The sequence below is a fragment of the Anabaena sp. PCC 7108 genome (assembly GCF_000332135.1).
GTDB lineage: Bacteria > Cyanobacteriota > Cyanobacteriia > Cyanobacteriales > Nostocaceae > Anabaena.
Genome location: NZ_KB235896.1, coordinates 1381320 through 1393399, shown reverse-complemented (window position 1 = coordinate 1393399; position 12080 = coordinate 1381320). Strand labels below are relative to the sequence as shown.

Genomic DNA, 12080 nt, shown 5'->3' with positions numbered 1-12080 from the left:
AGCTAGACGTTAAGCAATTTTTTGATAAACAACATTAATTTTAGGTTGAGATGTTTCTGTTTCTTGAGTGTCAAATAAATTAGTGTCAACTTCAATATAATCATTCAAAACATTAACAGGTAATAATTCTGTAAAACCTAAAATATCTACAGAATAACCATCCCTGATAAATACAGTAATAATTCCTTGAGTATTTTTAACTAAAGTCGCTTCTAAATCTATGACTTGTCCTTCTTCTAGCAAAAGTTGTAAAAAATCTGAAGCAGAAATAGAGATGTTTTCTTGATTATTCAAAATAGATGTTAAACTATTTCCTAATAATCCTGTAGCATCTATTTCAGTAATCAGCCATTGTGATTCAGGATATGTTTTAGCTAGATAATCAACGATGATATAAACACGATTTTCTATTTTTTCTTCTGGTTGAATAACTAGGGTAAAAGCCGATCTCTGGAGGTTATTCATAGAGGTTGTGGTTGTTTACTACGGTTGGGAATACCACCTGTTATATTAGCAAGCCAAAGATGTTGATGAGGCGGTGGTAAATGATCAGGGCGGGGTGTACCATTAGGATATGTAGGACTGGTAAAGTCAATATCTCGCACTGGCTGACCATTAGTATCAAATTCTCTAGCTTGATAAATTCTTTGATGGTATTGATCCCATCTTAATCTGGAATGGGCTGCTTGTGCTAAAGGATCGGCTATAGGTTCACCAAATCTGGGAGGTCTTTGACTTTGATAAACTGGTGTTCCATCCGCATATCTGGAATGGATTTTTTCAGACACTAATTTAGAGACTCCTGAAAATTATGTGTTTTATATTATTAATATTCCACATTTTGACCTAATTTTAACTCCCCAATTGCTTTAATAAATCATTACTAGTTCTTTGATAATCTTGTAACGTTGACGGAGGATAGTACCAATCATAAGATGTTGCTTTTATAACCCTGTCTCTGTATATCATAACTCAGAGATCCCTAGATTCTTTACAAAAACAGGTATTCTGGGAAAACTTACTGATTATTATTAAATCTGAAGAATTACAAATTAACACATTACCAAAAAACGAAAAATGCAAATCGTTAAACGCAATATTGACTTAAGAGTAGATGATAGTTTAATGCGGGTTTATGTCGCATCTCCTAAACCAGAGGGTAAATATCCAGGAATTGTTTTTTACAGTGATATTTATCAATTAGGTGATGCCATAATTCGCTTAGTTAATTATTTAGCGGGATTTGGTTATGTTGTCGCAGCACCGGAAATTTTTCACCGCATTGAACCTGTGGGTTCTGTAATTGAACCTAATGATCTTGGGAGAATGCGTGGTAATGATGATGCACGACGCACGTTAATATCTGAATATGATGCTGATACTCGCGCGGTAATTGATTTTCTCAAAAATGACAATTCAATTATTGCTGATAAAATCGGTACTTTGGGTTTTTGTATTGGTGGACATTTAGCTTTTCGCGCTGCTTTTGAAAATGAAATAAAAGCTTGTGTTTCTTGTTATCCTACAGGTATTCCTAGCGGGAAATTAGGTAAAGGTGTAGCGGATACTATTCACAGATTTGAGGAAATTAAAGGAGAAATGTTGTTAATTTTCGGAACTCAAGATCCGCATATTTCTGAAAATGACCGACATACTATAATTAATTCTTTGGAAACAGCAAAAACACCTCATCAATTTTTCTGTTATGAAGCGGAACATACTTTTATGAGAGATGATGGTTATCGTTATGATGCTGTTGCTGCTACTTCAGCTTGGGGGGAAATTATCGCTTTCTTAGAACATAAATTTAGAAAGTAATTATAAACATAGATCCTCATTTTTTAAATAAAGCGAGGATCTTGTTGTTCATGGTTCATAATATTTGTTAAACTATGAGTTAAGAAAGCAAAATTTATTTTAATTTATTTATGACCTTTTCCCCTCCTCTAATTTCTCAATCAGAACCACCCCTTCCCCCTTGGGAAAGCCTACCGACAATGTATGATTTACCTAGCGAAAATCCAGAGGAAAAAGGTTTGCCAGACGAATTTCATTTTTTACAACCTTTACTTTTATACCTAACCTTTCAACCTCTAAACTGGAGTCCAGAACTTGTTTATAGTGCTGCTGATTTGAATCTTTACTATGATCTTGAACATCCTTTATGGTATAAACGTCCAGATTGGTTTGGTGTGGTTGGAGTTTCCAGGTTATATAGAGGTGAAGATTTACGTTTAAGTTATGTGACTTGGCAAGAAAAAATAGATCCTTTTGTAGTAGTTGAATTATTATCTCCGGGTACAGAAGATGAAGATTTAGGTAATAAGGAAAGTCAAAAAGATAAACCTCCGACAAAATGGGAAGTTTATGAACGTATTTTACGCATTCCTTATTATATTGTTTTCAGTCGCTATACCAATGAACTCCGCGCATTTCATTTAGTTGGTGGTCATTATGAACCGATGAATTTGATTGAAAATCGTTTAGAAATGCCAGAATTAGGGTTAAGTTTAGGATTGTGGGAAGGTACATTTCGAGGGGTTTTTAAATTGTGGCTAAGGTGGTTTACTCTCGAAGGAGAATTAATTCCTGAACCAACAGAGGAAGTTGCTGCTGCGACAGAAAGGGCTATTTTTGCTGAACAAGAAGCAAGTGCAGCGAAAAGAAAAGCGGAAATATTAGCCCAAAGGTTGCGTGAGTTAGGTATTAATCCTGATGAAATTTAGAAGGATTTATAGAGGTTGGAGTTTAGTCATAAAAGCCAGGGAATAAAAGGCAATCATAAAAGCCAGGGAATAAATTAAGAGTCTAATAGCTAAAGTCGGTTAAAACCGACTATTTTTGTTTTATTTAGGAATACTAAACCTTCCATAACAAATTATCTAATAATCTCTGTGTTCTCTGTGTCTGGAGTGGTTTGTAAAAAAATATTCTGCAAAAATACCAACCAGAAAAACTAAAAATGTTGGGTTTCCTTGTGTCAACCCAACCTACAATTATCTAATCATTAATTGACAACAAACCGGGGGGAGGAGTAATTTCAACTCGACGGGTTTCTAAATCTACAACAGGAACAATTTCCATAACAAAAGGAATTAAAACGTTTTTTCGTTCTTTTTCCGTTGCTGGTTCTTCTTTATTAGTTGCAAAAGCTGGATCTAATTGTACTTCTAATAAATCATGACCTGAAGGTAATAAATCCACCACTGTTCCCACAAATTGACCAGATTCCTGCATGAAGACTTGCAATCCTATCAAGTCTAAAACATGATATTCACCTTCGTCTAATTGTGGGCGATCGCTAATTGGGACAAAAAATCGACAATCACGCATATTTTCAGCTTGATGGCGATCGCTTACTCCCTTCAATTTAATCACATAAAGATTCTTATTCTCAATATACCGCCCATCTAATAACTCTACCTGTTGTAGTTCTGTTTCCCCTGGACGTAATAACCAGCGTGTTCCCGGTTCCTCAAAGCGTTCTGGAAAGTCAGTATTAGGATAAACCCGCAACTCCCCAACTAAACCTTGAGGTGAAACAATTTTACCAATTTCCAACCAATCATCAAGATTGGGAACTGGGGACTGGGAACTAGGGACTGGGTTAAGAGGTTTAGGATTAGGTTTAGGAGGGCGGGGAGACCCCGCCCCTACATTCTTCTTCGCGTTCTTTGCGTCTTCGCGGTTCATTTCTCTTACACACTCACAGGCGCAACTTGATAAACTCGTTCAGCAACCTTAGCTAAACGCTGCATACCGATAGTAATATCCTCATCACTACCAGTTAAACTAATTCGCAGACATTGATGCTTGTGTTCCCACTCTTCTTTTAAACCAGGAAAGAAACTACTACCAGGAACAACAATCACACCAACCTTCTTTAATTCCTGGTAAAATTCCCAATCAGTCATAGGTAAATCTTGCAACCATAACCAACCAAAAATAGCTCCTTCACCACGATGTAAAAACCAAGGTAAATTTTTAGGCATCGCTGCTTCCAAAGTGCTTTCTAACACATCGAACTTTTTCTGGTAGAAAGGACGAATTACATTTTCAGCAATATTCGCTAATGTACCTGATTCTATCGCACGAGCAGCGATCGCTTGACCATATCGAGAAGAATGAATCCCCACATTGGTTTGGAAACATTCTAAAACTTGAATTAGCTTCTCATCACCAATCGCTACCCCAATTCTTTCTCCTGGCAAACCCGCCTTTGATAAACTCATACAGTGGAGAATATTTTCCCCAAACACCGGAGTCATTTCTGTAAAATTCAACGCCGGGAAAGGAGGTGCATAAGCTGAATCAATTAGCACGGGTACATCATAAGGTGCAGCTAAATCAGTAATTTTGTTCACCTCATCATTAGTTAAAACATTACCCGTAGGATTACAAGGACGGGAGAAAATCACACAACCAGTATTTTCCGTAATCGAAAGTTGATTAAAATCAGGACGATATTTAAATCTGTGTGCAGCTGTATCAATATCTAAAGTAGGCTTGTAAGCAACTAAGGCTTCTGGGAATAAACAAACACCACCATAACCAGTATAATCTGGACTTAATGGCAACACTATTTCTTTTAAACCGCCGTTTTCAGTATATCCACCAAAAGCATTAGCTGCGTAAAAATAGATAGTTTGACTACCCGCAGTGATTAAAATGTTACGCTCAGTTAAACTTAACCCATAACGCTGGTTAAAATCCTTGACAATTGCGTCAATTAATGGTGAATAACCTTGACTAGAACCATAACGACAAACAACTTCACCATATTCAGAACTAGCTAATAAATCTGCGGTGCAATCCCGCCATAACTGTTCTACCTCTGGTAAAATCAACGGATTGCCAGCACTCAAATTATATAATTCCTGTCCCTTACTTGCTCTGAGGGTTTCGTTAATATCTTTCATAATCGCTCTCACGCCAGTTAAGTTAGACATTTGAGCGCCAATTTTAGTAAGGGCAGGTTTCATAGGCTTTTTACAGACTTAAATAATCGCAAAAGTGGATAGTTGATTGGGTGATAGCAGCTAATACCAAGTTTATTATAGTTGCCAAAACAGCCAATACCTTTAACCAATCTAAACCAGTGAATGCGATTTTAACAAAATCTGGCAGTTACAGAACTCTGAAAAATAATAAAGCCCCACTTGTGAAGGTGGGGGATTTCTCTTGTAATAGGTACTAATGTACTATATAGAGAATCACTTGACAAGCAATTATTGAAAATATTCTCCAAAACCTTTCCAAACTCATCTCCTCTCTGCGGCTCTGCGTGAGATAAAATTACGTAAATCCTCACAAATACGGAGAACTATATCTTGGAAGTCAAAGCAGCAGTAGCTTACAGCGCAGGTAAACCCCTAACGATTGAAACCGTACAATTAGCAGCACCACAAGCTGGAGAAGTATTAATTGAGATTAAAGCCAGTGGGGTTTGTCATACTGATGCTTTTACCCTTTCTGGTGATGATCCTGAAGGTTTATTTCCGGCAATTTTAGGACATGAAGGGGCTGGTATACTTGTAGAAGTGGGGGCTGATGTCAAGAGTGTAAAACCAGGAGATCATGTAATTCCTTTATACACGCCTGAATGTCGTCAGTGTGATTATTGCTTAAGCTTCAAAACGAATCTCTGTCAAGCAATTCGCGGCACACAAGGACGAGGTTTAATGCCAGATGGTACTAGCCGTTTTAGTATCGGTGGTGACATGATTCACCATTATATGGGTACATCCACTTTCGCTAATTATACAGTTTTGCCAGAAATCGCCGTTGCTAAAATTCGTGAAGATGCGCCTTTTGATAAAGTTTGTTATATCGGTTGTGGTGTAACTACAGGTATTGGTGCGGTTATTTATACAGCTAAAGTAGAACCAGGCGCAAATGTGGTAGTTTTTGGTTTGGGTGGTATTGGTTTAAATGTCATCCAAGGGGCGCGAATGGTAGGCGCAAATATGATTATTGGTGTCGATATTAATCCCAATAAACGCGAATTAGCTGAAAAGTTTGGGATGACACATTTTGTTAATCCCAAGGAAGTTGCAGGTGATTTAGTTCCTTATTTGGTAGATTTAACAAAAGGTGGTGCTGACTATTCTTTTGAATGTATTGGTAATGTTAATGTTATGCGTCAAGCATTAGAATGTTGTCATAAAGGTTGGGGTGTCAGTGTCATTATTGGTGTTGCTGGTGCGGGAAAAGAAATCAGCACTCGTCCGTTTCAATTGGTGACTGGTAGGGTTTGGAAAGGTTCGGCTTTTGGTGGTGCAAGAGGGCGGACTGATGTACCAAAAATAGTAGATTGGTATATGGATGGAAAGATTAATATTGATGATTTAATTACTCATGTGATGCCGATAGAAAGGATTAATGATGCTTTTGATTTGATGCACAGGGGGGAGTCTATTCGTAGTGTGGTGACGTTTTAATTTTTTTCTCACGCAGAGGCGCAGAGGCGCAAAGAGGAAGAAGGGAGTTATAATTAATTCAAGTTAATCTGGTTTTGACTTAAACTTTTATCCTGGTGAATCTGCAAGTGATGATTTGATGCAATAATCTATCACTCTCCTAATTTTTAAAACTACTTTGTCAATAAAGTTCGGGTGAGATTGACTCACCTCGCCCACTGCTGTAAAATATAATCGTAAAAAGCTTTTTTATCTACTTGATCCATAGCATAAATTTTTCTGCCACCTGAGACTACTTTTGTTCGTCCTTGACTCACACCACTAGTGACAATTTCTGTTTCCCATTCTTGCAATTGATAAAATTCTGGATGTCCGAGATAAGCAGTTGCTAGAACATCCCAAAAGTAATAATCTTGGGGAATAACTAAAGCATAACATTGTCCAGCTAAATCAGAAATAGGATAATGTCGTTGTTTCCCCATTTTCTGCACTAACTCTGATGTGACAGGTACATTGTTAGTTAAATCCAAAGGACACATAATAATTTCAATTTGGGTTTTCCATACCCGCGCGGCTGAAATTGCATCCCAATAAACGTTCCATTCCGCAGAACCATCTTGTCCTAATTCGATACTTTTTTCTACATTACCAGGAACATTTAATGCACCACCCATCCAAATAATCTTTTCAATTTTGGTTTCAATTTCCGGTGCTTGATCTAATGCAGTTGCTATTGTCGTTAAAGGTCCTGTTATCATCAATGTTACAGGTTCCGGCGCTTCTTGCAATACCCGCACCATAAAATCTTGTCCTGTTTCTGCAACCAAAGTCGTGATGATATTTTCCTGTTGATTGAGAATTGGTAAATGATCAACAATCATAGAATCACGACGATAAAGACGAGGGAAAGGATTAATTCCGCGCACTGTACTTTCTGCAACCGAAATGTGAGAGAATTTCATTAAATCTATAATTTTGCGAGTTGCACTAACAGCCGATTGAATATAGCAATCTGCTGGAGTAACGACAATACCAAGAAGTTCGATATCTTCCATTGTCAATAACAGCATAGTTGCTAAATAATCATCTACACCGCCATCATGATCCATTAACACAAGTTGTTTTTTCATATTGAGGAGAATTTACAAATGGACGAATTTATGCAAGCTGCTATTACAGAAGCAAAACAAGGTAGACAAGAAGGAGGAATTCCCATTGGTTCTATTCTAGTCAAAGATGGTAAAATTCTCGGCAGAGGACACAACAAACGTGTGCAAGATGGTGATCCTGTCACCCATGCCGAAATTGATTGTCTTCGCAATGCTGGCAGAATTGGCAGCTACAGAGGGACAACATTATATTCAACATTAATGCCATGCTATTTGTGTGCTGGTGCTGTAGTACAGTTTGGCATTAAAAAAGTAATTGCTGGCGAATCAACAACTTTTCCAGGTGCAAAAGAATTTATGGTTTCTCATGGTGTGGAAGTAATAGATTTGAATTTGCATGAATGCGAACAAATGATGAGTGAATTTATTCAAGAAAAACCAGAATTATGGAATGAGGATATTGGTAAATAAACATATCAGGACTTACGAAAAATATCTCTCAAAGCCTCTTTTCTCTGTGAACTCTGTGCCTCTGTGGTATGCCTGACGGCACGCTCCGCGAACGTTTTTCCATAAGTTTACGTAAGTCCTACATATTTCATAAAATGCCTTTGTCTTGCAAAAAAGCGTCAAAAGTTTTCCTATCAGGAAGTGATGCTTGTGCGCCTCTGTTTGTTGTTGCTAAAGCACCTGCTGCTGCACCCCAAACTACTGCTGTTCGTAAAGGCAATTTTTGAAAAAGTGCTGCTGCTAAACCACCATTAAAAGCGTCACCTGCGGCAACGGTATCAACTGCATGAACTGGGAAAGCAGGTGTAAAGAAAGCTTCTTCAGCATTGGCACAATAAACGCCTTTTGCACCCAATTTTATCACTGCACATTTTACTCCTCGTTGCAATAAAATACCTGCGGCTTTTGCGGCTGTTTCTTCTCCATTTACAGGAAAACCCACCAACCTTTCTGCTTCTAGTTCATTGGGTGTGATAATATCAATTAAGGGGTAAAGTTCATCTGGAAAATGAGTTTGTGCCGGTGCGGGATCGAGAATGACGCTAATATTAGCATTTCTCGCCGCTTTGGCAGCAGCAACTACTGTATTAATGGGAATTTCTAATTGTAAAAGTATTGCGGTAGCTTCTGGTAATAAATGGGATAATCTGTTTACATCTTCATCATTTACACGCCCATTTGCACCGGGAATAATAATAATTTGATTTTCTCCACTATCCTCAACTGTGATGATAGCAACTCCCGAATTAATGTTATTATCTATGAAGATATTTGCAGTTTTTACGCCTGATGATTGCAAATTTTCAATTAATTCTACACCGAAAGTATCCCCACCTACACGCCCTACTATATGGGTAGGAATTCCCAATTTTGCCAGTGCTACGGCTTGATTTGCACCTTTACCTCCCGGTGTTGTCAAAAAATCTCTCCCCGTTAGTGTTTCTCCGGGAACTGGTAAGCGCGGTGTTGTGACTACTAAGTCTATATTGATACTGCCGAATACGATAATGGTCATAATAGTGGTTTAATTGGCAAAAATTCTTAGTACATAGTTACTAAAATATGGTACTCTAGTATTAATGATAGATTGCTGTCAGTACGCGTTCTGTGAAATTTCCCTCAGTTGGTCGCTGGGGGATTTTTATCGAATAGAATCGAGGAGTCAGGAGGAAGAATTAGAAGCATTAACTGCTATAAATGGCGAATAATGCGGCAAGGATTACCCGCAGCGACGACATTTGCAGGTATATCTTTAATGACTACACTACCTGCCCCAATGGTAGTATTATCACCAATGGTGACACCTGGACAAATAATTACACCACCACCTATCCAGACATTATTACCAATTTTAATTGGTGCGGCTAGTTCTCTACCTGTTAGCCGAGTTTCTGGGTCTGTGGGATGATAAGCTGTGTAAATCTGCACGTAAGGAGCCATTAACACATTTTCGCCAATATGAACGGTATTGCAATCTAAAATTACACAACCATAATTTATAAATAAGTTATTACCAGCGTAAATATTACCACCATAGTCGCAGTGGAAAGGTGGAATAATGTGGATTTTTTCTCCTATTTCCCCAAACAATTGTTGTAAAATTTGCTGTCGCTGCTGTCGCTGTTCTGCGATTGTTGAGTTGTAGATTTGCAGTAGACGACTAGCACGCTGACTTTCAGCAATTAATTCCGCGTCTTCTGATAAATATAACTCCCCTGCCAGCATTTTTTGTTTTTCTGTTTTTTCCATGACAAGGTAGTTAATTAGACTTGCTTCGTGTTAACTCAATGCTAATTTTGCCACTAAAGTCAGGTATGGGTGCAGCAGGTTTACTGAGAATAACTTGTACTTGATTAATACCACCGCTATCTTCTAAAATACCATCTGCGATCGCACCTGCTAATCTCTCTACCAATGCAAATTTTGAGGTTTTGACTAAATTTTGAATTAAACTAATTGTGCGACGATAATCTATTGTATCTTCAATATTATCTGTTTTAGCGGGTCGAGAAAGATCCAACCATAATTTGACATCTACCTCAAACCATTGTCCTAATACCTGTTCTTCTGGTAAAAACCCAGTATAGCCGTAGCAGCGAATTCCTGTTAAATGAATAGAGTCCATAAATTAATGATAGGTGACTGGTGATAAATTTACTTAATTAGCAATTACTTAATAAATGCAACTTAGTTTTTATAATCTTAATCAACTTTGGTCTTATGTGTTAACGGAAACCCTCAAACGCTTGGGTTTAAATTGTGCTGTTATTTGTCCTGGTTCTCGTTCTACACCCTTAACTTTAGCATTTGTCCAGCAAACGCCGGAAATTGAAGCTATTCCGATTTTAGATGAACGTTCTGCGGCTTTTTTTGCATTAGGACAAGCCAAAGCAACGGGAAAACCTGTAGTATTAGTTTGTACTTCGGGAACAGCAGGAGCAAATTTTTACCCTGCGGTAATTGAAGCTAGAGAAAGTCGTGTACCTTTATTAATTTTAACCACCGATAGACCAGCAGAATTACGAGATTGTCATTCTGGACAAACTATCGACCAAGTAAAATTATACGGTAATTATCCCAATTGGCAAACCGAGTTAGCGACACCTGTTGCTGACATGGAAATGTTAAGTTATCTCAGACAAACGGTAATTTATGCTTGGGAACGTTGTCAATTTCCCGACGGGGGAGCAGTGCATTTAAATATACCATTTCGTGATCCGCTTGCACCACTTCCAGATGGTATAAATTTTACCTTAGATGTTGAAGATTTCTTTTCAGGAATAGTCTCGACTCCATTACCAATTACCCATTACCAATTACCGATTACCCATGACCAAAAAGGTATTATTATTGCTGGTGTAGCTCAACCAAAAGCACCTGAAGAATATTGTAGAGCGATCGCACAACTTTCTCAATCTCTCCAATGGCCAGTTTTAGCTGAAGGACTTTCCCCAGTTAGAAATTACGCAGATTTAAATCCCTATTTAATTTCTACCTACGATATCATTTTACGTAATCCGCAACTTGCTCAAGAATTAACACCAGAAATGGTAATTCAAATTGGAGAAATGCCGACAAGTAAAGAATTGCGTAATTGGTTAATTGCGACTAAACCTCAACGGTGGATAATTGATAGTTGCGATCAAAATTTAGATCCTTTGCATGGAAAAACCACACATTTAAGGACATCTATAGAGTATTTAAAGACGGAAAATTGGAAACTAGGAAATAAGAACTTAGAATATTTGCAAAAATGGTGTGATGTAGAAGCAAAAGTTAGAAAAAATATTGATGATAATTTGGAAAATATGGAGGAATTAATTGAAAGTAAAGCGGCTTGGTTAATTTCCCAATTTCTCCCACCCGAAACACCATTATTTATTGCTAATAGTATGCCAGTGCGGGATGTAGAATTTTTCTGGAAACCAAATAATTTAAGAATTAAACCTTATTTTAATCGAGGTGCAAATGGAATTGATGGCACACTTTCCACCGCTTTAGGAATAGCACATCATCAAAAAAGTAGTGTCATGTTAACAGGAGATTTAGCTTTGTTACATGATACAAATGGTTTTTTAATTAGAAATAAATTTATTGGGAATCTGATAATTATCTTAATTAATAACAATGGTGGCGGGATATTTGAGATGTTACCAGTTGCCAAATTTGATCCACCTTTTGAAGAATTTTTTGCCACTCCCCAAAATATTGATTTTGCTCAGTTATGCGCTACTTATAATGTGCAGCATGAGTTAATTAATTCTTGGGAAGATTTGCAGGAAAGGTTGAAGGTTTTACCAAAGACAGGAATTAGGGTTTTAGAAATTAAGACAAATCGGAAAAGGGATGCTATGTGGAGGAAGGAGAATTTAGGGAAGTTTAGTTTTGATACTGGGATTTAATTATTACGTTGGATTTTACTGAATGCTGAAAAATCACATTTTCTAGTATATTAGATAGATCGCATCAAATTTTTCTACAAATGAACAATGAGTCATTTGTAGAGACGTTCCATGGATAGGGATTCTCGGCTCTACATTTT

Annotated in this window: 13 protein-coding genes; 5 read left to right on the top strand and 8 right to left on the bottom strand. The window is 37.5% G+C overall.

What is annotated here, in order from left to right:
- Window positions 1–9: 9 nt before the first annotated feature.
- Together ANA7108_RS0107020 and ANA7108_RS0107015 are read right to left on the bottom strand one after the other, a co-directional pair.
- Window positions 10–465 (bottom strand): hypothetical protein, encoded by a 456-nt coding sequence (locus ANA7108_RS0107020; RefSeq protein WP_016950063.1) that lies wholly within the window; start codon window positions 463–465, stop codon window positions 10–12.
- Window positions 462–788 carry a hypothetical protein gene (locus ANA7108_RS0107015; protein WP_016950062.1) on the bottom strand — a complete coding sequence of 109 codons (327 nt, stop codon included), beginning with the start codon at window positions 786–788 and terminating at the stop codon, window positions 462–464. Before ANA7108_RS0107015 ends, ANA7108_RS0107020 begins: the two co-directional genes overlap by 4 nt.
- 289 nt (window positions 789–1077) lie before the next feature.
- Between ANA7108_RS0107015 and ANA7108_RS0107010 the strand changes: the two genes are divergently transcribed.
- On the top strand, window positions 1078–1818 hold the full coding sequence (locus ANA7108_RS0107010) for a dienelactone hydrolase family protein (protein ID WP_016950061.1): 741 nt from the start codon (window positions 1078–1080) through the stop codon (window positions 1816–1818).
- Between the two features lie 110 nt (window positions 1819–1928).
- Window positions 1929–2726, top strand: coding sequence for a Uma2 family endonuclease (locus tag ANA7108_RS0107005; protein ID WP_016950060.1), 798 nt, complete (start codon window positions 1929–1931; stop codon window positions 2724–2726).
- 274 nt (window positions 2727–3000) lie between these two features.
- On the opposite strand, the gene rimM is transcribed toward ANA7108_RS0107005, so the two are convergent.
- Both rimM and ANA7108_RS0106995 read right to left on the bottom strand, forming a co-directional pair.
- Window positions 3001–3693 carry a ribosome maturation factor RimM gene (rimM, locus tag ANA7108_RS0107000; RefSeq protein WP_016950059.1) on the bottom strand — a complete coding sequence of 231 codons (693 nt, stop codon included), beginning with the start codon at window positions 3691–3693 and terminating at the stop codon, window positions 3001–3003.
- Between the two features lie 5 nt (window positions 3694–3698).
- A complete protein-coding gene (locus ANA7108_RS0106995) occupies window positions 3699–4982 on the bottom strand; it encodes a valine--pyruvate transaminase (RefSeq protein ID WP_016950058.1) in 1284 nt (427 codons plus the stop codon).
- 348 nt (window positions 4983–5330) lie between these two features.
- Here ANA7108_RS0106995 and ANA7108_RS0106990 point away from each other — a divergent pair, with 348 nt between their 5' ends.
- Entirely contained in the window at window positions 5331–6440 is a 1110-nt protein-coding gene (locus ANA7108_RS0106990) for an S-(hydroxymethyl)glutathione dehydrogenase/class III alcohol dehydrogenase (RefSeq protein ID WP_016950057.1), read from the top strand.
- Between the two features lie 185 nt (window positions 6441–6625).
- Here the strand turns inward: ANA7108_RS0106990 and ANA7108_RS0106985 are convergent, their stop codons facing one another.
- Window positions 6626–7549 carry a nucleoside hydrolase gene (locus tag ANA7108_RS0106985; RefSeq protein WP_016950056.1) on the bottom strand — a complete coding sequence of 308 codons (924 nt, stop codon included), beginning with the start codon at window positions 7547–7549 and terminating at the stop codon, window positions 6626–6628.
- A gap of 18 nt (window positions 7550–7567) precedes the next feature.
- Here ANA7108_RS0106985 and ANA7108_RS0106980 point away from each other — a divergent pair, with 18 nt between their 5' ends.
- Window positions 7568–7999 (top strand): nucleoside deaminase, encoded by a 432-nt coding sequence (locus ANA7108_RS0106980; protein WP_016950055.1) that lies wholly within the window; start codon window positions 7568–7570, stop codon window positions 7997–7999.
- 127 nt (window positions 8000–8126) lie between these two features.
- Here the strand turns inward: ANA7108_RS0106980 and rbsK are convergent, their stop codons facing one another.
- The 3 genes from rbsK to folB all read right to left on the bottom strand — a co-directional run bounded on the left by rbsK (window position 8127) and on the right by folB (window position 10163).
- Window positions 8127–9053, bottom strand: coding sequence for a ribokinase (rbsK, locus tag ANA7108_RS0106975; RefSeq protein WP_016950054.1), 927 nt, complete (start codon window positions 9051–9053; stop codon window positions 8127–8129).
- 176 nt (window positions 9054–9229) lie between these two features.
- A complete protein-coding gene (locus ANA7108_RS0106970) occupies window positions 9230–9787 on the bottom strand; it encodes a sugar O-acetyltransferase (RefSeq protein WP_016950053.1) in 558 nt (185 codons plus the stop codon).
- Between the two features lie 10 nt (window positions 9788–9797).
- Window positions 9798–10163: a dihydroneopterin aldolase gene (gene folB / locus ANA7108_RS0106965; RefSeq protein ID WP_016950052.1), complete on the bottom strand. Its 366-nt coding sequence runs from the start codon at window positions 10161–10163 to the stop codon at window positions 9798–9800.
- Between the two features lie 55 nt (window positions 10164–10218).
- On the opposite strand from folB, the gene menD reads away from it, so the two are divergent.
- Entirely contained in the window at window positions 10219–11940 is a 1722-nt protein-coding gene (gene menD, locus ANA7108_RS0106960; protein ID WP_016950051.1) for a 2-succinyl-5-enolpyruvyl-6-hydroxy-3-cyclohexene-1-carboxylic-acid synthase, read from the top strand.
- Window positions 11941–12080 lie beyond the last annotated feature (140 nt).

Bases quoted from the DNA above. Each gene is read 5' to 3' on its own strand.
- ANA7108_RS0106995 (WP_016950058.1), bottom strand. From the start codon at position 4,982: ATGAAACCTGCCCTTACTAAAATTGGCGCTCAAATGTCTAACTTAACT.
- ANA7108_RS0106980 (WP_016950055.1), top strand. From the start codon at position 7,568: ATGGACGAATTTATGCAAGCTGCTATTACAGAAGCAAAACAAGGTAGA.
- ANA7108_RS0107010 (WP_016950061.1), top strand. From the start codon at position 1,078: ATGCAAATCGTTAAACGCAATATTGACTTAAGAGTAGATGATAGTTTA.
- menD (WP_016950051.1), top strand. From the start codon at position 10,219: ATGCAACTTAGTTTTTATAATCTTAATCAACTTTGGTCTTATGTGTTA.
- folB (WP_016950052.1), bottom strand. From the start codon at position 10,163: ATGGACTCTATTCATTTAACAGGAATTCGCTGCTACGGCTATACTGGG.
- rbsK (WP_016950054.1), bottom strand. From the start codon at position 9,053: ATGACCATTATCGTATTCGGCAGTATCAATATAGACTTAGTAGTCACA.
- ANA7108_RS0107020 (WP_016950063.1), bottom strand. From the start codon at position 465: ATGAATAACCTCCAGAGATCGGCTTTTACCCTAGTTATTCAACCAGAA.
- ANA7108_RS0106985 (WP_016950056.1), bottom strand. From the start codon at position 7,549: ATGAAAAAACAACTTGTGTTAATGGATCATGATGGCGGTGTAGATGAT.
- ANA7108_RS0107005 (WP_016950060.1), top strand. From the start codon at position 1,929: ATGACCTTTTCCCCTCCTCTAATTTCTCAATCAGAACCACCCCTTCCC.
- rimM (WP_016950059.1), bottom strand. From the start codon at position 3,693: ATGAACCGCGAAGACGCAAAGAACGCGAAGAAGAATGTAGGGGCGGGG.
- ANA7108_RS0106970 (WP_016950053.1), bottom strand. From the start codon at position 9,787: ATGGAAAAAACAGAAAAACAAAAAATGCTGGCAGGGGAGTTATATTTA.